At 48.0% G+C, this 21,939-nt stretch carries 22 protein-coding genes and 1 riboswitch; of the genes, 17 read left to right on the top strand and 5 right to left on the bottom strand.

Features of this window, described 5'->3' with window-relative positions; all coding sequences use genetic code 11:
* Window positions 1-51 precede the first annotated feature (51 nt).
* A complete protein-coding gene (locus S7335_RS10530; RefSeq protein WP_006457583.1) occupies window positions 52-231 on the bottom strand; it encodes a hypothetical protein in 180 nt (59 codons plus the stop codon).
* A gap of 191 nt (window positions 232-422) precedes the next feature.
* Between S7335_RS10530 and S7335_RS10525 the strand changes: the two genes are divergently transcribed.
* From S7335_RS10525 to S7335_RS10510, 4 genes are all read left to right on the top strand, one after another.
* Window positions 423-692 (top strand): hypothetical protein, encoded by a 270-nt coding sequence (locus S7335_RS10525; RefSeq protein ID WP_006455590.1) that lies wholly within the window; start codon window positions 423-425, stop codon window positions 690-692.
* A gap of 33 nt (window positions 693-725) precedes the next feature.
* Window positions 726-1,466 (top strand): hypothetical protein, encoded by a 741-nt coding sequence (locus S7335_RS10520; RefSeq protein ID WP_006457402.1) that lies wholly within the window; start codon window positions 726-728, stop codon window positions 1,464-1,466.
* Window positions 1,467-2,503: 1,037 nt separating this feature from the next.
* Window positions 2,504-4,189 (top strand): D-alanyl-D-alanine carboxypeptidase family protein, encoded by a 1,686-nt coding sequence (locus S7335_RS10515; protein ID WP_006453629.1) that lies wholly within the window; start codon window positions 2,504-2,506, stop codon window positions 4,187-4,189.
* 392 nt (window positions 4,190-4,581) lie between these two features.
* Window positions 4,582-4,980 carry a hypothetical protein gene (locus S7335_RS10510; protein ID WP_038016073.1) on the top strand — a complete coding sequence of 133 codons (399 nt, stop codon included), beginning with the start codon at window positions 4,582-4,584 and terminating at the stop codon, window positions 4,978-4,980.
* A gap of 47 nt (window positions 4,981-5,027) precedes the next feature.
* On the opposite strand, the gene thiC is transcribed toward S7335_RS10510, so the two are convergent.
* Both thiC and S7335_RS10500 read right to left on the bottom strand, forming a co-directional pair.
* On the bottom strand, window positions 5,028-6,530 hold the full coding sequence (thiC, locus tag S7335_RS10505; RefSeq protein WP_006453980.1) for a phosphomethylpyrimidine synthase ThiC: 1,503 nt from the start codon (window positions 6,528-6,530) through the stop codon (window positions 5,028-5,030).
* Between the two features lie 171 nt (window positions 6,531-6,701).
* On the bottom strand, window positions 6,702-8,318 hold the full coding sequence (locus S7335_RS10500) for a transporter, SSS family, putative (protein ID WP_006455347.1): 1,617 nt from the start codon (window positions 8,316-8,318) through the stop codon (window positions 6,702-6,704).
* 113 nt (window positions 8,319-8,431) lie between these two features.
* Window positions 8,432-8,536: riboswitch (TPP riboswitch) on the bottom strand.
* 188 nt (window positions 8,537-8,724) lie between these two features.
* Between S7335_RS10500 and aspS the strand changes: the two genes are divergently transcribed.
* The 3 genes from aspS to S7335_RS10485 all read left to right on the top strand — a co-directional run bounded on the left by aspS (window position 8,725) and on the right by S7335_RS10485 (window position 11,890).
* Window positions 8,725-10,521, top strand: a complete 1,797-nt coding sequence (aspS, locus tag S7335_RS10495) for an aspartate--tRNA ligase (RefSeq protein ID WP_006454268.1) — start codon at window positions 8,725-8,727, stop codon at window positions 10,519-10,521.
* Window positions 10,522-10,789: 268 nt separating this feature from the next.
* Entirely contained in the window at window positions 10,790-11,098 is a 309-nt protein-coding gene (locus tag S7335_RS10490; RefSeq protein WP_006455066.1) for a DUF6464 family protein, read from the top strand.
* A 126-nt stretch (window positions 11,099-11,224) separates the two neighbouring features.
* Window positions 11,225-11,890 (top strand): hypothetical protein, encoded by a 666-nt coding sequence (locus tag S7335_RS10485; protein ID WP_006457335.1) that lies wholly within the window; start codon window positions 11,225-11,227, stop codon window positions 11,888-11,890.
* Between the two features lie 122 nt (window positions 11,891-12,012).
* On the opposite strand, the gene S7335_RS10480 is transcribed toward S7335_RS10485, so the two are convergent.
* Window positions 12,013-13,215 (bottom strand): aminotransferase class V-fold PLP-dependent enzyme, encoded by a 1,203-nt coding sequence (locus S7335_RS10480; protein ID WP_006456823.1) that lies wholly within the window; start codon window positions 13,213-13,215, stop codon window positions 12,013-12,015.
* 149 nt (window positions 13,216-13,364) lie between these two features.
* Between S7335_RS10480 and S7335_RS10475 the strand changes: the two genes are divergently transcribed.
* From S7335_RS10475 to S7335_RS10435, 9 genes are all read left to right on the top strand, one after another.
* Window positions 13,365-13,904: a hypothetical protein gene (locus tag S7335_RS10475; RefSeq protein ID WP_006457069.1), complete on the top strand. Its 540-nt coding sequence runs from the start codon at window positions 13,365-13,367 to the stop codon at window positions 13,902-13,904.
* Window positions 13,905-14,009: 105 nt separating this feature from the next.
* Window positions 14,010-15,365, top strand: a complete 1,356-nt coding sequence (aroA, locus tag S7335_RS10470; RefSeq protein ID WP_038016071.1) for a 3-phosphoshikimate 1-carboxyvinyltransferase — start codon at window positions 14,010-14,012, stop codon at window positions 15,363-15,365.
* Window positions 15,366-15,621: 256 nt separating this feature from the next.
* Complete coding sequence (locus S7335_RS10465) at window positions 15,622-16,122, top strand: hypothetical protein (RefSeq protein ID WP_006455753.1); 501 nt, start codon at window positions 15,622-15,624, stop codon at window positions 16,120-16,122.
* A 122-nt stretch (window positions 16,123-16,244) separates the two neighbouring features.
* Window positions 16,245-16,763: a photosystem I assembly protein Ycf3 gene (locus tag S7335_RS10460; RefSeq protein WP_038016069.1), complete on the top strand. Its 519-nt coding sequence runs from the start codon at window positions 16,245-16,247 to the stop codon at window positions 16,761-16,763.
* A gap of 65 nt (window positions 16,764-16,828) precedes the next feature.
* Entirely contained in the window at window positions 16,829-17,119 is a 291-nt protein-coding gene (gatC, locus tag S7335_RS10455) for an Asp-tRNA(Asn)/Glu-tRNA(Gln) amidotransferase subunit GatC (protein ID WP_006455069.1), read from the top strand.
* A 341-nt stretch (window positions 17,120-17,460) separates the two neighbouring features.
* Complete coding sequence (clpS, locus tag S7335_RS10450; protein ID WP_038016067.1) at window positions 17,461-17,814, top strand: ATP-dependent Clp protease adapter ClpS; 354 nt, start codon at window positions 17,461-17,463, stop codon at window positions 17,812-17,814.
* A 3-nt stretch (window positions 17,815-17,817) separates the two neighbouring features.
* Entirely contained in the window at window positions 17,818-18,231 is a 414-nt protein-coding gene (locus S7335_RS10445) for a DUF2103 domain-containing protein (protein ID WP_006457003.1), read from the top strand.
* A 14-nt stretch (window positions 18,232-18,245) separates the two neighbouring features.
* Window positions 18,246-19,391, top strand: coding sequence for a N2,N2-dimethylguanosine tRNA methyltransferase (locus S7335_RS10440; protein WP_006456727.1), 1,146 nt, complete (start codon window positions 18,246-18,248; stop codon window positions 19,389-19,391).
* Window positions 19,392-19,477: 86 nt separating this feature from the next.
* On the top strand, window positions 19,478-20,146 hold the full coding sequence (locus S7335_RS10435) for a hypothetical protein (RefSeq protein ID WP_038016065.1): 669 nt from the start codon (window positions 19,478-19,480) through the stop codon (window positions 20,144-20,146).
* Window positions 20,147-20,157: 11 nt separating this feature from the next.
* Here the strand turns inward: S7335_RS10435 and S7335_RS10430 are convergent, their stop codons facing one another.
* Complete coding sequence (locus S7335_RS10430; protein WP_006456934.1) at window positions 20,158-20,529, bottom strand: hypothetical protein; 372 nt, start codon at window positions 20,527-20,529, stop codon at window positions 20,158-20,160.
* A gap of 271 nt (window positions 20,530-20,800) precedes the next feature.
* On the opposite strand from S7335_RS10430, the gene bioB reads away from it, so the two are divergent.
* Window positions 20,801-21,859, top strand: a complete 1,059-nt coding sequence (gene bioB, locus S7335_RS10425; protein ID WP_006454244.1) for a biotin synthase BioB — start codon at window positions 20,801-20,803, stop codon at window positions 21,857-21,859.
* The last annotated feature ends 80 nt before the right edge of the window (window positions 21,860-21,939 follow it).

Genomic DNA, 21,939 nt, shown 5'->3' with positions numbered 1-21,939 from the left:
ACTCTGGCTGAGCGGCTTAGTCAAGCCAGTCTGCATCCACTGGATTCAATGCTAGGAGTTTTGCGAGTCTGTTGGCTCAGTTGCACTCACAATGGTGCTAAACAATCGTGCGCCCCAGCCACAAACTGCAACAAAGAACAATAGCGTCAGAGGCGCTAGCCCCGCGAAGGGAAAGATAATCAAAAGTAGAATTGAGAGGATAATTATGAGCCGGCCTAGATCGCTGTTCATTTTTCTTTCTTCGTTGAGACTAAATTGACTAAATTAAGGATTAAGATTTGGTTAGCATAGCGACTCAATCTAAACTATGTCCTCAGTCGGAGGACAAGTTCATTAGGAGTAGCCTAATCTCGTGCAATAGAGTCTTAATAAATTCTTTATAAGCTCTATTACACGACAGCATTTAATGGCAGGAGTAGACTATGAACAATTTCCTACAGGTAGGTCAGCTAATTACATTAGGTAGACTGCGGCGTCTAGTTGTTCTCCTAATTGCCAGTCTGTTAATAATGTTAATGGCGACAGCCTGTACCCCCTCTGATACAGCAAGTAGTCAGAGCGTACCCGAAGCTACACCGGCTGATGTACAAAGGGCACAGAGTAATCTGAGTGAGCAGGCAGTAGATGAGGATGTACTCTCACAGCAGGGACCCTCTCAGGCACGTCGTAGCGACAGTACCTCGATTCAGTAGCCGTATTCAGTATCCATTTCAGTAGCCATAGTAATGCACAGCTCTAGCATTTTATTAGCGGGACTATCCGCGCTTTTGCTAGCGCTGATTCATATCATCGCTAGTCGGTTTAAGTTTCTGAAGCGACTGCCTCGTAGCCGCTGGCTATCTCTGAGTAGCGGTGTTTCGGTAGCATACGTCTTTGTTCATGTCTTACCAGATTTAAGTGAGGCACAATCGGACTTTCAAGAAAACAGCGCGATGCTCTCGGCAGTTGAGCATCACGTATATATTGTGGCGTTGTTAGGGATGATTGCCTTTTATGGCTTAGAGAAAGCCGCTAAAGTCTCTAGGTACCAAAGTGTCAAAGAGGGCCAGGGCGATGAGACACAGCCTGGGGTGTTCTGGTTGCACATGGTGTCCTTCGGGCTGTACAACGCATTGATTGGCTATCTGCTGATGCATCGCGAAGAGCCAGGACTAAGAGACCTATGGCTATACGTGATCGCCATGGCTCTCCATTTCCTGGTCAACGACTATAGTCTGTGGGAAGACCATAAACGGGCTTATTCTCGTGTAGGCAAGTGGATTCTAGCTGCGGCTGTGATTTGTGGTTGGGTGATTGGTACCCAAACTAAGATCGATGAAGCAATTACAGCTATTTTGTTTGCATTCTTAGCAGGTGGCATCATCTTAAACATACTGAAAGAAGAGCTACCCCAGGAAAGGGAAAGTCGATTCTGGATGTTTGCGCTAGGAGCAGCGGGTTACTCTAGTCTGTTGCTAGTCTTATGAGTGAATACCACCGTTTGACTAAGGTCATGACTTGACTAGGGTAGTGAGCTTTCTATCGCGATCCAAGCGTCAGGTCTTGTGCTTGCCTTTCGAAAGCTATCGCTCTTCAATGACTCTGGAAATCAAAACGCTGTAAGCATTGGAACCTCGTACGGGTCGTTGGTTATCATGTAACAAGTTTGCGTCGTTTCAGCCATTCTTTTCCGAGAACCACTAGAGAGCGATAGCTTCGAGCCAGTTCTTAGCCTCGTCAAGCTTCTCAACTGTTGTAACTGAGAGGTCCGCATACCCAACCATTCCGCATACCCAACCATATAGTTTATATAGTGCGAAGGATAGGGTGCGATGGAAAGGCTCTAGTTTTGGGATCTTGAAACTCTTCAATAGCGGCGGAAAAGACTTTAGTAGCCACGTCTATCTAACGATTGGCATCAACGGAGGAAATGATGATGATGGCTAGGAATAAGACGAGCCATAGGTTATCTTCGACAACTACTTTGTTATCTAAGCGGGATCCTCTCTTTGATCTAATTCTATCGATAAAATTCTATCGGTAAGATCGGCAACACTCTATAAGACTTACGTCTGAGTTGTCTCGTAGATTCACTATGATTTTCGAGATTTGGCTTTGTCAGTAGATCTCAGACGTTTTAGTATTTTCTTGAGTAGAGTGATTTCTCTAGTAGTAGTAGCGACCTTCCTGGTCGAACAAATATGTAGTAATTCTACATAGGTTTCCTAGAGACTCTATCTTTGATAAAGGTTATTCACTCTACTCACAAAGCATATTTCCAATTCCAGCCCTTCTACTCCATATGATGTCAATAGTTATCTATGGCTATTACTTCAACTAGGTACGGATATCTTTAGTAGTACGCTGACGAGGGGTAGGATCAGGCCGCGATATCGTGCCAAACCTTGGCTATGAGAAGTGGCTTGTTGTAAATAGCAAATGTATTCGAAAATATGACAGGAAAATGAAAGTCAGACAGTGAAGTTTCGCATGGTAGTGGTACTGACGTTTTTTCTATTGGTGAATGAATACGCAGATATTGAAAGACCGATTTGAGCTAAAGGAAAAGCTAATTTGTACGGATTTTAGAACAGTTTATCTAGCTCGCGATCGCCATCATCTTCAGCAGCCGCTGTGCTGGATTATTGCTATTCACTACCGTCAACGCAAGATTCGCCACTATCTAGAACGTGAAGCTCAGATTCTAGAACGGTTAAGTGAGTCTGCGGCCATCCCGAGGCTAACAGCTTATTTTTATACAGAAGCTGGGCATACATCAGGTCCAAAAACCTTAGTACCAAAAGCCAAGCATACTGAACCCAGACAGCTTGGTGATCAAAATCTTGATCAGTCAAACACTTTCTATCTTGTTCAAGCACATATCGAGGGACATCCTCTCAGCGCCGAAATCAAGCCGGGAAAGCCACTTAGTGAAAGCTACGTTATCAAGCTTATGCAGGATATGCTTGTTGGCCTAAGTTCTATTCATGCCCAAGGAGTGGTTCATCAGTACCTGCATCCTGCGCACCTTATCCGCCAGGACAAAGATGGTCAGATCTTCATAACTCACTTTGCTGCGCTTTCGCGGCTTGCAAGGAGTAGAGTAGACGCTGACGGTAGCCTCTCTATTGCTGTTCCGGTGAGTCCTCATACTTACACTGCGCCCGAGCAGCTTCTACCTAATTACGATCAGAACCCACAGCCTACGAGCGATCTGTACGCACTAGGGTTGATAGCAATCGAGGCATTAACAGGCCGCTCTCATCACGACTTTAGCTACGATCCGACTAAGGGACTTATGTGGCGAGCAGAGGTAGAGGTGAGTTTGCACTTAGCAGAGTTTATCGATCGCCTGGTGCGACAGGATTGGCGCGATCGCTTTGAGAGTGCCAAGCAAGCGATGGATACTTTAAGCAGAATGGGCGATCGCCAAAGAATTGCTCAAAATAGTCGTTTACCTACCGTGATTGCCGCACCGGGTGCTCAGTTATACTCCCCTTCTGCTCAATTTAGGGCTAACTACTCCTCTTTGCCGCTCAATGGCGATGGGAGTGCAGTAGCGGACGCAGCAGCGAATGTAATTCCTGAGAGTCCAACGAGGTTTTCTAGACCCCGACCGCTTAATCCTCACCTGTTCAAATTTTTTGTTGCCGGTGTTGCTGTTCTATTCATGCTTGGCACTGGCGTTAAAACTTATCAGTGGGGGCGATACCGTCTGTCTCGCCTGCCTCAAACCTGGCAAAACTGGACTGCTAATGTCTTTAAACCCTCCGATGCAAAAGCGATAGATGAAGCAGCCACTCCGTCCCAGCTTACTAACCTGCTAGAGGATGGCAGTATCTTGCTACGCCCCGAAGCGGCAGATGCCTATTGGAAGATGATTGCAGCTGCTAGAGCTGAAGCGATCGAGCTATATGCCCTCTCTGGGTACCGCGAACCTACCCAGACAGCAAACGATAATACCTCGAATACTGACACTTCGTTCGTAGCTGTTGGGGACTATCACACGGGATATGTTGTCGACATTGGTGGTAGTGATGAATCAACCGACCGACAGCCTAGCTTTAGAAAGACAGAGGCGTTTAGGTGGCTGAGCGCAAACGCTCAGACCTATGGCTTTGAACTTTCTTCTCCTAGACGACTCAGCGGTCGCTCATCTAGGCCTTGGCAGTGGCAATACATTCCGCAGACAGACAAGTCTGAGAGTTGACTAGTGCGGTGGGAGCTACTGCACCCGTGAGTGTAGAAAGACTAGGAAATAGGGGACCTACAGGAATTGCGGAACTGAGAGTTTTTGAATCCAGGACTCGGATAATTACAGCAATAAAGCGGTTCTCACTTAAACATCCAATTTCCAGGCCGAAGCAACTGAAGTTGAATACTTCGATGTGACGTCCGCGAACGGGAACGCTATATACTAATCCGAATTCCCTTATTTACTCAATTTCCTTTTACTCAATTCCCTTGCTCTTAGTTTCATAATTAGCGAGCGACCTTAAAAGGGGTCAGAATGTCTGCACCTGCACTAAGGTAACGCTATCTTCATTATTCAAAAGTATTCGTATTCAAAAGTACTATTCAGATAGTTCACCCATACTCTCCATGCAACCCGCCGATTCATCGCAGCGTTTGATGGCTTATTACAACAAAACACCCGGTGTCCTCTTCCTCGCTGGTGGTATGGTTGGCACTGCTTACTCCCTTTGGAGTGCCACACAAGTAAGCATTAGCCTTTTACCCCTAGCTGGCCTAGCCATTGGATTTTTTGGCTTCGGATGTTACTGCTTACAGCGCCCGTACTTCTTGTTAGAGGCGCATCAGCTGACAGTGTATAACTTGCTAGGAATGGAGAAAAAACGGTATACCTTCGAGTCTTGGGAATTTGTCAAGGCAGATAGTCGTCGAATCTATATAGACGATAACGGCATCACTAAAAAGGTACCGGTTGCTCCCTGGTTGGTGAAAAGAGATGACTGGGCAGCGATGCGAAGTCTGCTATAGCCACTCTAATTTCACCTTCCGGTTCGTTCTAGCTTCTCCTTGATGAATTATTCCTTTGCTAGAAACTTCTCTAACTCACTGAGCTTTTCTGAATCGATTTTTGTCTGCATCGGACAAAACTTAGGGCCACACATAGAACAAAACTCAGCGGTTTTGTAAATATCAGCAGGCAACGTTTCATCGTGATACTCACGAGCGCGCTCAGGATCTAAAGAAAGCTCGAATTGTTTGTTCCAATCGAAGTTATAGCGGGCTCGTGAGAGTTCATCGTCGCGATCGCGTGCGCCCGGACGATGGCGCGCGATATCAGCCGCATGAGCTGCAATCTTGTAAGCAATTAGCCCGTTGCGTACGTCTTCTGCGTCGGGTAGGCCTAGATGCTCTTTGGGGGTAACGTAGCAAAGCATCGCCGTACCATGCCAGCCAGCCATTGCCGCGCCAATTGCAGAGGTGATGTGATCATAGCCTGGCGCGATGTCTGTTACCAGCGGACCTAACACATAGAAGGGTGCTTCAGAACACGCCTCCATCTGTTTTTTCACGTTCATTTCAATCTGGTCTAGTGGTATGTGGCCAGGGCCTTCTACCATCACTTGCACATCCTGCTTCCATGCCCTGCGGGTAAGCTCTCCAAGCGTCTCCAGTTCAGCAAACTGGGCTTTGTCAGAAGCATCATGCTGACAGCCAGGGCGCAAAGAATCACCCAAACTAAAGGACACGTCGTAGCGCTTGAAGATTTCGATGATGTCATCGTAGTGGCTAAAGAGCGGATTTTGCTTATGGTGATGCAGCATCCACTGAGCCATGATGCCGCCTCCGCGAGAAACAATGCCAGTTAAACGGTCTTTGACCAGCGGCAGGTGCTCGATCAAAATACCTGCATGAATGGTCATGTAGTCAACGCCTTGCTGCGCATGCTTTTCGATGATGTGTAGAAAGTCTTGTGCAGCTAGATTTTCAATACTGCCATGAACGCTTTCTAGTGCCTGGTAGATAGGCACAGTACCGATGGGAATCGGTGAGCTATTGATCACAGCTGTGCGGATTTCATCAAGATTGCCGCCGCCCGTAGACAGATCCATCAGCGTATCTGCCCCATATTTAACTGCTAGATGCAGCTTTGCGACTTCTTCGTCGATATCAGAAGAGTTAGGAGATGCACCGATGTTGGCATTGACTTTGCACTTACTAGCAATGCCGATAGCCATCGGTTCCAAATTAGGATGGTTGATGTTTGCAGGAATAATCATCCGACCTCTAGCCACTTCGTCTTTGATTAAGGAGACGGGTAGACTTTCCCGTTTAGCCACATATTCCATTTCTTCAGTAACTAGGCCCTGACGGGCATAGTGCATCTGGGTTACGTTCTTTTGCCCCTTACGCTTGGCAATCCAGCTAGTGCGTAGGGAGAAACTTGGCTGGGCTGACCCTGTGTTGCTTGCCCTGGAATTATCTTCTGAGACATCTTTCCTAGGCGTCACCTGCTCTGGGGAAAGAGCTGCTGATTTAGCCTGAGCTGACTGTTTGGAAAGGTTCAATTGACCGGTCATGATGAAGTTACCTATTAGGGAGTTAGACAGTTTTAGAGAATTAGGGAATGGCTAGTTTGTGCTCATCCCAACTCTTCTCGTAGGCCTACGAGACGGGCTTTGGACTCTGATCTTGTTTTCTCTAGAGCTTGGACGAACTCGAGAGTCAGAGGGGATGAAAGCTTATTAAAGCTAGTGGTAAGGTTTTACCTGTGCTAAATCACTGTAGTTAAAGGGTCTGATAGCATCTCTTTTGAAGCGTTTGTTTATCACCTGACAGAGAAGTGTGATTAGGGCAGAACTGAATAAAGCAGCGGCAAAACTGTTGAGGAGATCGCCGCCGCCAGGAATAGCAACTATGGGCGAAAAGTCTGGTTTGGGAAAGAACATAGCGCCGATCGCAATACCGATAACAGAACTGATGAAAGCATCGCTAGCGCTCTGGTAGCGATTGTATAGACTGAAGACAATAGGGAATAAGAGCGCAGCGCAGATCAGATCGGCCACGAAAAATAGGTAGAGAACACTGTAGCCTTGAGCAGCAATCGGCACTGCTAAAAGACCTACCGCCACGGTTAAAATGCGAGAAATCATTAGCACTTGAGCAGGTTGCCGAGACAGCCGTAGCAAGTCCACCGTAAATACAGCGCTGATACCGTTGAGTAGAGTATCTAGACTGCTCATGACTAGAGCAACAGCTAGCAGCACGATTGAACCTAGCAGCCAACCAGAAATTTCTAGTGCCTGTAACAAATCAAAAAACGCTGTTGTCCCGCTCAAATCAAAGCCTGCAGCAATAATGCCTAGTAGGCCCGAGAGGAAAAGCAGGGGCAAAATGACCAGAGCCGACCCTAAAAAAGCACGCCGTACCGTTTGATCATCTTTACAGGCGTATACCCTTTGCCAGTTGCCTTGGTTGAACAGTTCGGCGGCAATAATAGCAATCATTAGGGTTGCCCCAAACCGGAGTCCATCAAGATTACCAAGCGACAAGAATGCTGGAAGATCTTGGGCAACGGGCCCAAACGCGCCACTCCAGCCGCCTAGAGAAGCAACCGTAGCTATAAAGCAAATAAGCAGCAGCGGGACGATCAAAATGAACTGAGCCGCATCAGTAAGGATGGTGACTTTGAGGCCGCCGTATGTGGTGTATATAAAAACAGCAGCAATCACAACTAAGGACGTAACCAGCAACGGCACATTAGCCACTAGCTGTAGAACCTGCGCTATAGCAGTCAGCTCGGCTGCTAAATAGACGAACATATACAGCAACATGACGCTGACAGTGAGCAGATACATTGCTTGGCCCCAAAGATTGCTGCTCGCTGTTTGGTCACGCTGATTAGGAGTGTGCTTAGGGGTGCGCTCGCCAACAGTATGATCACTAAGGGTACGCTCAGATGATGGCTGACCAGGCGAGCTTTGTCCAAGTGGTTGCTCGAACGGCGGCTGCTTAATCGGCTGGCCGAAGCGATAGCGAACATACTCATTGAGCGAATGTCCCCACGGCATAATCTGCCGTAGTCTAGGCCCGACAAAGAAGAACATAAACACCGCCGCCGCTGAACCAATGCAGTAGCCTAAGATTGCACTTAAGCCGCCAAAGGTGGACCCAGCTTCCGCTGGACTAAACAATATCCAGGCGCCTAAAGCAGACGCGGTGATTGTTGCAAGAGCCATAGGTCCACCGATCTGATTTCGGCTGACCATATAGTCTTCTAAATCAATGCTTCGCTTACCTACTTGGGTTAGACCCAAGAGGGCGAAGGTAGCAGTCGCCACCAGCAAAATCAGCAAATTTAATCCCATCCTCAAATGTCTCCTCGTACGCCTGATATAGCCACAGCGCGTAGGAAGACTGATGGGAGTTAGTCAAGCTTACTGACCAAAGGGTCAAACTACTCGAACTCGAATCAATCGTTGAGAATTTTTTCATGCTTTCCTCCGCTGGTATTATCCAGGTTCAGGTTCAGAGGGTATGTTCTCAGCCTTAGTCCTTTCGGATTAGGGCACCCCTAGCGCTAATTGATTCAAATGCTATCACCTTGAATGAAGCTGACGACAGGCCGTTAATAATTGCTCATGAAGTCGACGACAGGTTGCTACAGATACTACGCCGTTTGATTATTTCTACTAGGACGCTTCACATTAAAGTTTTCTGAGAGGACATTATTGATTCATAATGGAAAGGTTTTGTTTTACCTGCCTGTCCATCATGCGTAGTCTTTATTGCGGTCAACTTCGAGCCGAGCAAATCGAAAAAACAGTCACGCTCTATGGCTGGGTTGATCGTCGGCGTGATCATGGTGGAGTCGTGTTTTTAGACTTGCGTGATCGCACTGGCACCGTTCAAATTGTCAGCGATCCTGAACGTACTCCGGCTTCATACCCGGTGGCAGAAGAGGTTCGTAACGAGTACGTGGTCAAAGTCGTAGGCCGAGTGACCCAGCGGCCGCCCGAATCGCTCAACGAAAAGCTGCCAACAGGCGAAGTAGAAATCTATGCTGACGAGCTAACCATTCTAAGTGCAGTTCGCAAACAGATGCCGTTTCAAGTTTCTACGGCTGAAGAAGAGAATGTGCGAGAAGACCTGCGGCTGAAATATCGATATCTGGATCTAAGACGCGATCGCATGGCCCATAACATGCGACTGCGTCATGAAGTCGTCAAGGCCATTCGCCGATTTCTAGAAGATCAAGAAGACTTTATGGAAGTAGAAACCCCTATCCTTACTCGCTCTACCCCCGAAGGCGCAAGAGATTTTATTCTGCCTTCGAGGGTCAACGAAGGGGAATGGTTTGCTTTACCACAGTCACCACAGCTCTTTAAGCAAATCCTGATGGTTGCCGGTGTAGATCGCTACTATCAGATCGCCCGCTGCTTTCGTGATGAAGACTTGCGTGCCGATCGCCAACCTGAATTCACTCAGCTCGATATGGAAATGAGCTTTATGGATCAAGAAGAAATTCTTGGTCTCAATGAGAAACTTTTAGCCCATATCTTCAAGGCAGTCAAAGGAGTTGATATTCCTATCCCTTTCCCGCGTCTAACTTACCAAGAGGCGATGGATCGCTATGGTTCTGACAAGCCCGATACCCGCTACGGCATGGAGCTAGTTGACGTCTCTGATATTGTCAAAGATTCTGGGTTCAAGGTCTTTTCGGGGGCAGTCGCTAGTGGCGGCCAGGTAAAAGTGCTGCCAATTCCCGGCGGAAATGAAGCTATCTCTAACGTGCGTATTAAGCCAAAAGGAGATTTGTTTAAGGTGGCTACAGATGCGGGGGCTCGTGGCGTAGCCTATATTCGCGTACGCGAAGGCGGTGAGATTGATACGATTGGAGCAATCAAAGACAATCTGACGACTGAGCAAAAACAGGTTTTGTTAGAACGAACTGGTGCTCAGCCAGGACATTTGCTTCTATTTGGCGCAGGCAGTATCAGCACGGTTAATGCAACCTTAGATAAGCTACGTCAGGCGATCGCAGCAGAGCTTAAGCTGATTGATGAGAGCAAAACCGACTTGCTTTGGGTCACTGACTTTCCGATGTTTGAGTGGAATGCGGATGAGAACCGATACGAAGCGCTGCACCATCCTTTCACAGCGCCCCACCCAGACGATGTAGAAGATCTCACAACCGCCCGCGCAGTTGCCTACGATATTGTATTCAATGGTTATGAAATTGGTGGCGGCAGTCTGCGGATCTATCAACCGGACGTGCAGGCCAAAGTCTTTGAAACGATTGGCCTTTCTAGTGAAGAAGCCAATGATAAATTTGGCTTTCTATTAGAAGCGTTTGAGTACGGCACGCCCCCTCACGGTGGAATTGCCTATGGGCTAGATCGACTAGTGATGTTGCTAGCTGGTGAGCAGTCCATCAGAGACGCGATCGCTTTTCCTAAGACGCAGCAAGCTAGAGATCTGCTCACTCATGCCCCTTCTCGCGTAGATGATAAACAGCTCAAAGAACTGAGTGTTGCTTCCACCTACAAACCCAAGCCAAAGGAGAACTAGAAAGTAGTTGCCTACGCTTTCTGCGATGTTGAGCATTGAGGTAGGTGTATTGGGGTAGGTGCGTTGGGGTAAGTCAAAAAGCATGTGACTATCTTTGGACTGAGTGAAGTGGACTTGAATAAGCCAATCGTAGGCATTGACCGGGGCTTTCCACATCCGGCTAACGCCTCAACTTTTCATAGGTCTTAGGTCCTAGTCGGCTCTGTTTTGCAGGCGATCGCGCTAGAATTTTTGCTAATGCCATCGCCTAATGCCTTTTTTAGTTTTCATGTTCATTGCGCTTATTATCGCAATCGGTCTTTTACCGGCGCTGCTTTCTCTTATCGTCGGTTTGCGTGCTCGCTCCACCTTCCAAACAGAAATACACTTAGCAACCGACTTTACTGCCCAAGAACGCCTGCGTCGAATTCGTATTCGGCCCCGCGATCCTGATGAGCATTATGTAGATGGCATGGGTCTTGTTATCGGCGATATTACTTGTCAGATGAACGCTAAGTCGCCTTTCTTACGCTGTACGCCTAATCCCAGCGGACCTTGTGAAGGCTGCCGTGATTATGAAGGCAAAGAATACGATTAGACAGGACAGTCTGCCTGTATAACTTCAGTGACGACACATCCAGCGGCTACAAAAAAATATCCACGAAGGGCTCTTAATCGTCTTCTGAAGGGTTTATTGTGAGGATTCACAATACGTCGATACTGCATGAAACTTAAACGATGGGCTTCTGCTAGAAAGAAGCTCGAAGAAGTAACCGCTGGTCTTGCTTTTCTAGTTTTTACTGCTAGCTGTGCGCCAGCGAACTTAGGCGAAGTCGCACCTTTATCACCTCTAGTAGAATCGCGATACCAGGTGATTGGTGCAGCTGAGACGCTAAAGTCACAGTTTGATCCTAGTGATTCTGAATATCGGGTAGGGCAGCTAGCCTATGTAAAAGCTGCCGCAAGTGTTAATGCGGTAATTCAGCAGCTAATTTTGAGTTTGCGATCGCAAACTCGGCTATCTGACCCAAACACTGCGGGTACGGAAGACGTTTATGGCTTAGAAGACGATATCGAAGCTGCCATCATTAACAGCTTGTCTTTTTATTCATTCGTTGCACAAAGCGTCTGTAATCAACCAGCTAACTCCTCATTCTGTGAAGAAGCAGAGCTGCTTAGCGGTACTAGAAGCTTCGCTGATGGATTGTTCGGCAGTACGCTCATCGGTCTTATCCCAAGCATTTCTGATGCCATTATTGAACAGTCGATCGCTCAAAGGGAGGCTGATGCAGAGCGTAGGGCCGAGCTAATCATCCATCTAGAAAGCCTTTTGCTAGAACCGTTTAGTGAAGTAGGTAGCTACCAAAACGACGACGACTTCCAACCTTAGCTCTTAGGCTTTATAGCGTTTATAGTGTTTCTCGAATACATCAGAGAAACGCGAGTCACTTGGCCTGTTGCCACATGAGACTTTCAGCCTGAAAACTGTTCCTTAGCTAGGAGACCAACGCTCTAGTTCGCAAGTCGCTCTATTAAGCAATCAACTTCAGCTTCTGTAGTGAGATAGTGAACGCATGCCCGTATGCAGTTTGGGGAAAGCAGTGTCCGTAGGTAAATCTTCTCTGTCTCTAACTGCTGTACTAAGCTGCTGTGTCGTTCTAGATCTGGCTTTCCTGCCTTGTCCAGCATTTGAAAGGCAACAAGTCCTGATAATGGCGCTTGCTTTTTTAGCAAGCACTGCACGTTTGATAGAGAACGAAGCCCTTTCCAAAGCCGGGCGCTAAGCTCGCAAATTCTGTCGTATCTAGCCTGGCTGCTACCCCAGGCAGCCTGCACTCCTAGCGATTCTTGAAGCGCTACCCAGAGAGCATAGTCGGAGGTGGCGACTTCAAATCGACGACCGTCTGGCTTCCAACCTGTCGGATTAGCTTTGCCATCGACTTCTACACCGCGCCAGCCGATGAAGGTAGGTGCGGTGTCTGCGAGCACCTCGGGTCTGATATATAGTCCTCCCAATCCAGCCGGTCCGCCACACCATTTGTGCCCAGTAAAGGCATAGTAATCTACGCCGGTTTCGGGGAGAGTCCAGCCGGGCTGGTCGAGGGGTAGTGAGCCAACGGACTGGGCGGCGTCAATGAGAACTTTAGTCCGAGGTGAATTGGCATGACAGAGCGCGACGACTGCGCTCAAAGGGAGAAGCTGGCCTGTATTCCACAGAATATGGCTGAGGATGACTAATCGGGTCTTAGCTGTTAGAGCTTTGGCAATCACCTCTAGCGGATCTACCCCTTCTAGCCAGCTAGAGAGTGAACAGGTATCAATTGCAACGCCATGACGTCTGCTAATTTCGCGCACGGTCGCTACCACACCTGGATGCTCACAGTCGCCAATTAGGATGTGATCGCCTGCCGCCCAGTCCGTTCCCCACAGGGGAATATTACAGCCGACTGTGACATTCTCAGTGAGCGTGATGGTCTTTGGGGCAGCACCTACCACCTGGGCTATCTTGGCTCTAACCTGCTCGCCTTCTATCGCTATCCAGTCGCCAATTGCTTTGGAGAAGGGACCTTCTTGCTGAATCTTGATTTGGGCCTGATGCATGGCTTCAATTGCACTATCAGCCATTGGACCCTGACCACCGTAATTGAAATATTGCTTGCCAGTTAGGGCGGAAAATTGCTGACGATGACGGATTACAGAATCAGTTTCTGACATAGTGTCTCTAAGGGAGGCGTAGGGTTACTCGTGAGGGTTGAATTGCTATAGTAATTCTCGCTGAAACGATTTGACTTAGGCTTGGACTTGAGCCAATAGCTATCCATCGTTTGTGTTTTTCTATCTGGCTTCTTACCCGGCTTCTCAGCATGCCTTTCCATCACACACATAAAAGAGGACTGATCTGCCTTAGTAGCTTAATCCTTCTAGCCCTTAGTAGCTGTAGCGGTAGAGCATCACAGTGTAATCAGCTCATTAGCACCATTAACCGCTCCGAGTCATTTGTCGGCAACTATGAACAATCCATCAATCAATCGCTGACGCAAATATCTAGAGCCCAGAGCCTAGAAGACATTACGGCCGCTGCCGATAGCTATATCGAGGCCGTTGGTGAAGCGAGTGATCAAACCGACTTACTCGCTCAAGATCTCAACGACCTAGCAATAGCAGACGAACAGCTCAGTAGCTATCGCGATCAGTACGCCAGCGTACTTGCTCAATCGAGTGCAGCTCTTACCAGTGCGCGCTCGGCTATGCAGCTAATCGCCGATGCCAAAACAGAAGCTGATTTTGGTGCTAGCTTTGACACCTTTCAAAAACAGACCAGCACCGCCTATGAAGAAATTCAGTCAGCTGACAGCACTAGCAGCATCACGATAGAAGAGCTCAATAGTTACTGTGCTCCCTAGTCCAACCTTGAGGGAGCAGGCTTTATCTAAAGCGGATTTTCTCTCAAAGGTGCTTCTGAAGCCATTTCTGCGCTCGGTTCCTCCTACAACTCATTCCCAACTCCTATGTCCTTCCTTCAACTTTCCGACTGTCCTCCTCACCAAACTCTTCAAATTGATGGCACTCAATCTGGTCCTCTCGTAGGCACCATCACCGTTCCCGGTGATAAATCCGTCTCTCACCGGTCGCTGATGCTAGGTGCGATCGCCCAAGGCACTACCCGCATCAAAGGACTTCTTCTAGGAGAAGATCCACGCAGCACCGCGGCTTGTTTCACTGCAATGGGCGCCAAAATTTCAGACCTTGAAGCTGAGTGGGTGACGGTAGAGGGTACAGGCGGTGATCTTCAAGAACCGGATGATGTGCTCGATGCAGGGAATTCTGGGACGACGCTAAGACTGATGCTAGGGCTGTTAGCCGCTCAGCCAGGAAAGTTTTTTGCCGTAACCGGGGATGATTCATTGCGATCACGTCCGATGAAGCGGGTGATTGCTCCGCTTACTAGCATGGGTGCTACCATCTTTGGCAAAGCTGATCATACGCTTGCACCTTTAGGGGTCATCGGTCAGTCACTCCAGCCTTTTCACTATCATTCTCCAATCGCCTCAGCCCAGGTAAAGTCCTGCTTACTGCTAGCGGGTCTTGCTATTATCGGCGATACCACTATTACTGAGCCGAGCCTGTCACGTGACCATAGCGAACGCATGCTCAAAGCTTTTGGGGCTAGTCTTTCTATCGACTCGGCTACCCACAGCGTTACCATTCATGGCCCCGCCAAGCTTACAGGTCAAACCGTGATCGTCCCAGGCGATATCAGCTCTGCGGCTTTCTGGCTAGTGGCCGCTGCGATTACGCCTGGCTCAAATCTATTGATTGAAAATGTTGGTATCAATCCTACCCGCACAGGCGTTCTAGATGCGCTAGCGGCAATGAACGCTGATATCACACTAGAAAATGAAAGAGACGTGACCGGAGAACCGGTTGCCGATCTGCGAGTGAAACACAGTGAGCTAATTGGCTGCCACATCGGCGGCGATTTGATTCCTAGACTGATCGATGAAGTTCCAATTCTGGCCGTGGCTGCACTTTTTGCCGTAGGGACGACTACTATTACCGACGCCGCCGAACTGCGAGTGAAAGAAAGCGATCGCCTGGCAGTTATGGCCAGTGCCCTAAACAAAATGGCACCTGGTAGCATCACCGAACAGACTGAAGGGATGGAGATCAAAGGCACAGGTGCCGATACGCAGCTTACTGCTACAACCCTCGATAGCCATAGCGATCATCGTATCGCTATGGCCCTGACGATTGCTGCAACCCGCGCCCGCGGCCAAACGGCTATCCAACGGGCTGAAGCGGCTGCTATTTCCTATCCAACCTTTGTCTCTACATTAGAAACTGCTGTAGCTGCCGCAGAATAACACTCTTTGCTCTGCTTAGAAATGTAAGGGACACTGATGTTCGCCACTAATTTCTAAAACAGAAGCTGGAACAGAAACTAGCTGAGCGACTTCGTAGAACTCCTAGCTTTGCCTATCTAGCTTGGTTTGAGGCACACAGGTACTCTGGTCGAGCTTTGCCTTAAAGGTAATTTAGTCAACTACCGTAATTCCTCTAGGGTGAGTGGGTATATTGAACACACAATGCCCTACCGGTTTTTCCTGGATCGTACTTCATATGATTGAATCACTGAACAATTGGCTTAGTAGCGTAAGCACTTATGCTGATATGAGCCCCGACCTTGCGCTTCGTGCCCAGATAAATTTACGGATGAAAGTAGCTGGTCGCTCAGCGCTAGGGATTTCTGACTGGTGCCGTCTTTTCACAGCCCAAGAGGCTGTCGCTGATACTTCAGCCTTTAGTCGTTCGGCCTTTGGTGTATCTGATACGCGCCGTGTACTATGTTTTGTCTATCAGTACTTCAGTCAGTATTCAGGCCTTGACTTTAGCCGGGTACGCCCAGAAGATCAGCTCAATCACGATTTGCATTTTTCATTAGTGTGCTGGTTCGACTGGAGAATCACCTTTTGCGAAGATTTCTTTGAGCAGTTTGATCTAGACTTGAGCGACTGCTTCGACGAAGATGAGTTTAATACGATTGGAGAGCTAGTATCGTTCTTGAGCGAACAGGTAGCAGGGCGGTGCGAAAGATCAGCAGAGGCGATCGCCACTCACTAACCCTGCACGGCGCCTGCTTTACAGACGGCTACATTGCTTAAGAATCTCTTACATTTGGGCAATCACCCTGACGACAGTTTGATAGTCTTGACAAAGAAAAAAGAGCTTGACTAGGGATTTCGATGCCAAGAACTCAAAGGAACGATAATTTCATCGATAAGTCATTTACGGTCATGGCTGACATGATCCTAAAGATGCTCCCAGCGAAGAAGCAGGCGAAAGAAGCATTTGCCTACTACCGTGACGGTATGTCTGCTCAAGCCGACGGAGAGTATGCTGAAGCGCTAGACAATTACAAAGAAGCCCTAACTCTAGAAGAAGATCCTTACGACAAGAGCTATATTCTCTACAACATGGGATTGATCGAGGCTAGCAATGGCAAACATCAAGAAGCGTTAAAGCTATACGAAGAAGCCATCGAACTCAACCCACGTCTAATTCAAGCGCTGAATAACACCGCCGTGATCTACCACTATCAAGGTGAACAGGCTGAGGCCTCTGGTGATAAGAACGAAGCAAATGCGCTGTATGATGAGGCAGCTCGCTATTGGATGGAAGCGATTCGGATAGCACCGAACAACTACATTGAAGCGCAGAACTGGTTGAAGGTAACTGGGCGCATGAAACTAGATATGATCTAGCTAACGCTTTTAGACACCTTTTGACCCGTTATTTCACTAGGATTTTTGGCTAGGAGAAAAGAGTCTTGATTGACATTGATCAGGTTCGCAAAGTGGCAAACCTTGCTCGCCTAGAACTCAGCGAATCAGAGCAAGCGCAGTTCACAGATCAGCTAAATGGCATCTTAGAATACGTGCAGCAACTAGATGAGCTAGATACAACAGATGTGCCGCCAACAACGCGGGCAATCGAGGTTAGTAACATTACCAGGCCCGATCGCCTAGAAGTGTTTGCTGAGCGCGAGTCGATTTTAGATAGTGCGCCAGATCGAGAAGAGAATTTCTTTCGAGTTCCTAAAATTCTAGGTGAAGAGTAGACTAGGAATCCAAAAGTTGGCCTATACACAGCTCAATAAGTTTCTCAACAAAGTTATCAACCTAAATCAGTAAGACCTAAGCAAAAAGGTAACTCAAATAAAGGCTCTGATTATTCACACTACAGTGTTCACGGCGTAATGTTTCCTTTGAAACTATCAGTGGTTTCTGCTAGTGTGAATAACTGTTAATCGTATTAACAGAGGATGAAGTGAAAGCTTTTTACCGAAGCTTTTGTAAGTCGCCAATATCCATCCTAACGATAGCTTTACGTGTTCTATTTTTTCTAAGGATGGACTCGAATTCTGATACGCACTAATCAACGATATCTGATACAAAGTCCATGAGTTCTGCGATTGTCTTTACTACTTTTGTAACCCGCTCAATATCATCTATCTCGGCAGCGGCTGCTTCCCCTGCGGCTGTAAAGGAAAGAGCTAGCAGCGTCGTCAAGGAAAAGTATCCAAACTACAAAATCATTGTGCTCAATGACGACTTCAATACTTTTGAGCATGTTGTCAAAACACTTACAACTTATATCCCTGGGATGAATAGCGATCAGGCTTGGGAGCTAGCGGACCAAATTCATAATGAAGGTCAAGCTATCGTCTGGACTGGGCCGCTTGAGCAAGCGGAACTGTATCATTCTCAGCTAATTCGCGCTGGGTTGACTGTGGCTCCTTTGGAAAAGGCATAGGTAGTGGGAAGGAAAGGGAGCAGCAAGAAAAACTTTCAAAAAGCATCTAGGAAAAAGACATCCCAAAAGAAAGCTAGCAAGCCGACGACGATAAAGTCTGATAAGGACGAAGATAGCCTTGCTGATAATCAGCCGCTAGACAAAGGTAGAGTAGTCATCACCCACTCTACCTACATTCCAGGTCTGATTCCACTACTAGAGAAGCTTGCTGCCGTTCCTCGTATTCAAACAATTACTCCTGCTGTTATCTCGCGGGCTAGATCTAACGCACCGACACTGCGCTTAAAGGTCTCAGTGGCTACGATGAGCGGCCATAAGCTGATTGCGCGTAAAGGGAAGTCAGCGCAGGAGGTGTTTGTCGTCACTGAGTTGAGTAAACGCGACCTTGAAAAGGCGATCGCCCCGCTTTTGCCATAGTTCATATTCCACCTATGCATCACCCTAATCCCGATTGGCAAACAGAAGGGGTTGCCTGTTTTTCTACTGCAGGGGCATTTTTTAGAGCGAGTAGCAAAACGGGACGCGATCTGGCTATACTCGCAGCGCTGGCTCAAAAGCATCATCGAACCAATCTAGACGGCCAGCTGCGAATAATCGATGCGATGACAGGTTGCGGTGTTCGAGCAGTGCGCTACCTATTAGAAGCAGAGGCCGACTACGTCTGGGCAAACGAGGGAAACAGGGAACTCAATAAGCTGATTTGGCTTAATCTACAAGCCAATCTCGATTCGCGCCTATGTACCGACCGCTACCGCTTGACACATCAGGACGCTAACGCCGTTTTCTTCGAGGCTTATCAGCGTCAAGACTTTTATGACTTAGTTGATATTGACAGCTTTGGTAGTCCTATGCCTGTACTAAGTACGAGCCTTTGGGCCGTTAAACTTGGCGGGCTGCTATACCTCACGAGTACTGACGGCCGCGCTACCAGTGGCCACGCTTTAGATAGCAGCCTGCAATCCTATAGTGCCTATGCTCGGGCTCATCCGGCGGTGCATGAGCAAGGACTGCGATTATTGATTGGCCTAGCTGTTCAGCAAGCGGCAGCTAGAGGGTTAGGGGCTTGGCCTGTTTTCTCCTGGTATCACGCTCAGGTCAACCGGGTAATGATGAGAATCACGAGAGCTTCGACTTGGCAGCGCGATCGCTATGGCTTCTTGACCTATTGCCATACTTGCGGACAGTTTGGCAGGCTAGGGTGGAAGCAACTCCAGAAAGGGACAGCTTGTGTCTGTCAAAGCGTTAATCCACCGGTTGTGAGCGGTCCTATGTGGCTTGGGCCTTTACATAATTTAGATGACCTGGCGGCTATGCATCACATCGCAGGCCAAAAGAATTGGCCCGATCACTTAGCGTTAATTGAGATTATGCAGTCGGAGGCTAACCTACCTCCCTACTTCTATCCACTTGCAGAGATCGGTAGGCGAGCCCAGATAGACATCCCCCCTAGACAATCGCTGATTGACAGCATAAAGGATGCAGGATTTAGAGCTAGTGAGACACACCTATCAGCTCAAGCAATCAAAACAGAGGCACCCTTATCTATCTGTTTAGATCTCGCTAGACAACTGTCCTAGTCCACCTGATGACTGGAATAGTTTCTTTCTAAACTGTAGAGGATGACTACATCCACCTACTCGTAGCGCGAAATTCTATACCATCTATGAAAATCTTCTTGGTCGGGTTGACGATTGCGGCGGCGGCGATTGGCGGCGGTATTGGCTATGCGTCGTTGAAAACAGACGGTGGTGGGCTCAGTGTCTTTGATCGGGGCGTCCTCGACCGAAGAGATCGCCAACCCGCTGTTATTGCCTCAGAGTCCGCGCAGACTCAGGCTACACAAACTTACGATCCAAGCGATGTGGTAATTTCAGCAGATGAACTGAACCAGATGGTGACTGAGGCGATCGCTAGCCATCCCCACAGCTCATCTATCTTAGATCTGACTAAAGGCGTTGATACGGTGATTGAGGGCGATCGCATTGAAAGCGGCGTTAGAATTAATCTTTCTGACATTCCGCTTGACTCTTTGCCTACCGAAGGTCAGCAGGCCGTAGAGCAAATTACTCAAACCTTTCCTTTTCTAAACGAGCGCAAAGTCTATGTAGGAATAGAGGGTAGTCCAACAGTCGTCGATGGCCAGCTCAGCCTGTCGAATACTCACGTCAAGATCGGTCAGCTCAAACTGCCGATTGCAGATATTGCTAGTCAATACGGCTTTTCTCAAACAGATATAGAGCAGCAGCTAAGTGCGTTATTAGAACAGCACGGACTGACACCGGACGATATTCGTGTCGTCGATGGGCAGCTGGTGATCTCAGGACTGCGGTAATCGTTTGCTCATTACTGCTCTTGAATCAGTCGCATGTAATTTTGCTTGAGCTGGATGTTGCTCTCGCTCATTTTTTCGGATAGATCTTTTTCCGCATCGCTCATGTTTTGCCAGAAGGTAGCCGAGCGCTGAGCCGATAGGTATTCTTGCCAAATTGTTTTGAGCAAGGGCACAATCTCTGGATGCTCCGAGTCGATCTGAGCGAGCAAAGCTTCAAACTGCACTGTCGCTTGACGATAGTTACCGCTATCTTTGGCCAGGGCGATCGCGCCGTCCAAAGTTACTTCTAACAAGCTTTTTGGGGTCTTTTCATTAGCTTTTTCATCAGACTTTTCACTGACGTTTTCAACAGCACTCTTAGATACAGAAGCATCATTAGCCATTACGTTTTACTTGAACTCCTAACGAATTTCCTCTATCATCACCCAGCATTGAAAACCCAGCTCTCTATAAAAAAGCGGAAATCTTCAATAAAAGAGAAGATCTTCATCGGTTGGCCAATCAAAATCACCGTAGAGGCTCTATGTGACATCACCGAATGAAGTTTGCACTTCAAGCGCCCAGTTCTAATCCTAGCCGTCGCGCTAGCTTGTAGCAGAGTCAACGGACATTAATGCCTTAAAATCTTCACCAGTAATCAAAAGCAAGAAATTCATGGTGAACGCGGCCCTCTCTTCTTTTCGCAATCAGCATCAGGTCACTACCGGACAGACTACTCAACAAACTACTGAGCAGCTTATTTCTAACTGGCAACAGCTCGCTGACAAAAGCTTAGCTGACCAGCCGCTGACTCGCTCCGAGGCGCTAGCGGTCTTACAAGCTCCAGATATTGAGATCCTCAATCAAATCGCGGCTGTGTACCGAGTGCGTCATCACTACTGGGGTAACCGTGTTCGTCTCCATTTTTTGCTCAACGCACAGAGTGGTCTATGCCCAGAAGACTGTCATTACTGTTCTCAATCCAAAATTTCAAGCGCTGAGATTGAGCAATATCCTCTAATGGCAACCGAAAAAATCGTTGCTTCTGCTGATCGCGCTTACCAGATGAAAGCGGGGACATTCTGTATGGCATTATCGGGTCGAAGCCCTTCGCCCAAAGTGTTTGAAGGTGTTTTGGAGGCTGTGCGTACAGTCAAGGAACAGTATCCGATGCGGGTCTGTACCACGCTAGGACTGTTGAATGAAGACCAGGCGCGGCAGCTCAAGGCAGCAGGTGTCGATAGAATTAATCACAATCTCAATACGGCTGAAGCTCATCACAACGATATCTGTACTACACATACCTTTCAAGATCGGCTCTCTACGGTTCAAGCAGTTCAAGCGGCTGGGTTGACAACCTGCTCCGGCGGCATCTTTGGCATGGGAGAATCCGATGACGATATTGTGGACTTGGCGATGTCTTTGAAAGAGCTAAACGTCACTAGCGTACCGCTTAACTTCTTAATCCCGATTCCAGGAACGCCGTTCGCCGATCGAACCGAACTGACGCCTCAGCGGTGTTTGAGAATTTTGTGTCTGTTTAGACTGTTGCTTCCTGCTCAAGAAATTCGGATTGCGGGAGGCCGGGAAGTTCATTTGCGATCGCTTCAGCCGTTAGGACTTTATGCTGCTAATTCAATCTTTATCGGCGACTACCTCACTACACCTGGGCAATCTGCTCAACAAGACTTTGATATGATTCGCGATGCAGGCTTTGTGATCGAAGCAGCCTAGGCGGTGCCTAAATTATGCAATCGCTAGCTCTGTCAACCGACAGAACTTAGGTGCAAATTGGGCTCTGATTGAATAACTAA

It is taken from the genome of Synechococcus sp. PCC 7335 (assembly GCF_000155595.1).
GTDB lineage: Bacteria > Cyanobacteriota > Cyanobacteriia > Phormidesmidales > Phormidesmidaceae > Phormidesmis.
Note: the sequence above shows the minus strand (reverse complement) of the source record. Positions and strands in the feature narration are given on the sequence as shown.

Excerpts from the sequence above, each read along its gene's own strand:
- S7335_RS10530 (WP_006457583.1), bottom strand. The coding sequence starts at position 231 with ATGAACAGCGATCTAGGCCGGCTCATAATTATCCTCTCAATTCTACTT.
- S7335_RS10525 (WP_006455590.1), top strand. The coding sequence starts at position 423 with ATGAACAATTTCCTACAGGTAGGTCAGCTAATTACATTAGGTAGACTG.
- S7335_RS10520 (WP_006457402.1), top strand. The coding sequence starts at position 726 with ATGCACAGCTCTAGCATTTTATTAGCGGGACTATCCGCGCTTTTGCTA.
- S7335_RS10515 (WP_006453629.1), top strand. The coding sequence starts at position 2,504 with ATGAATACGCAGATATTGAAAGACCGATTTGAGCTAAAGGAAAAGCTA.
- S7335_RS10510 (WP_038016073.1), top strand. The coding sequence starts at position 4,582 with ATGCAACCCGCCGATTCATCGCAGCGTTTGATGGCTTATTACAACAAA.
- thiC (WP_006453980.1), bottom strand. The coding sequence starts at position 6,530 with ATGACCGGTCAATTGAACCTTTCCAAACAGTCAGCTCAGGCTAAATCA.
- S7335_RS10500 (WP_006455347.1), bottom strand. The coding sequence starts at position 8,318 with ATGGGATTAAATTTGCTGATTTTGCTGGTGGCGACTGCTACCTTCGCC.
- aspS (WP_006454268.1), top strand. The coding sequence starts at position 8,725 with ATGCGTAGTCTTTATTGCGGTCAACTTCGAGCCGAGCAAATCGAAAAA.
- S7335_RS10490 (WP_006455066.1), top strand. The coding sequence starts at position 10,790 with ATGTTCATTGCGCTTATTATCGCAATCGGTCTTTTACCGGCGCTGCTT.
- S7335_RS10485 (WP_006457335.1), top strand. The coding sequence starts at position 11,225 with ATGAAACTTAAACGATGGGCTTCTGCTAGAAAGAAGCTCGAAGAAGTA.
- S7335_RS10480 (WP_006456823.1), bottom strand. The coding sequence starts at position 13,215 with ATGTCAGAAACTGATTCTGTAATCCGTCATCGTCAGCAATTTTCCGCC.
- S7335_RS10475 (WP_006457069.1), top strand. The coding sequence starts at position 13,365 with ATGCCTTTCCATCACACACATAAAAGAGGACTGATCTGCCTTAGTAGC.
- aroA (WP_038016071.1), top strand. The coding sequence starts at position 14,010 with ATGTCCTTCCTTCAACTTTCCGACTGTCCTCCTCACCAAACTCTTCAA.
- S7335_RS10465 (WP_006455753.1), top strand. The coding sequence starts at position 15,622 with ATGATTGAATCACTGAACAATTGGCTTAGTAGCGTAAGCACTTATGCT.
- S7335_RS10460 (WP_038016069.1), top strand. The coding sequence starts at position 16,245 with ATGCCAAGAACTCAAAGGAACGATAATTTCATCGATAAGTCATTTACG.
- clpS (WP_038016067.1), top strand. The coding sequence starts at position 17,461 with ATGAGTTCTGCGATTGTCTTTACTACTTTTGTAACCCGCTCAATATCA.
- S7335_RS10440 (WP_006456727.1), top strand. The coding sequence starts at position 18,246 with ATGCATCACCCTAATCCCGATTGGCAAACAGAAGGGGTTGCCTGTTTT.
- S7335_RS10435 (WP_038016065.1), top strand. The coding sequence starts at position 19,478 with ATGAAAATCTTCTTGGTCGGGTTGACGATTGCGGCGGCGGCGATTGGC.
- S7335_RS10430 (WP_006456934.1), bottom strand. The coding sequence starts at position 20,529 with ATGGCTAATGATGCTTCTGTATCTAAGAGTGCTGTTGAAAACGTCAGT.
- bioB (WP_006454244.1), top strand. The coding sequence starts at position 20,801 with ATGGTGAACGCGGCCCTCTCTTCTTTTCGCAATCAGCATCAGGTCACT.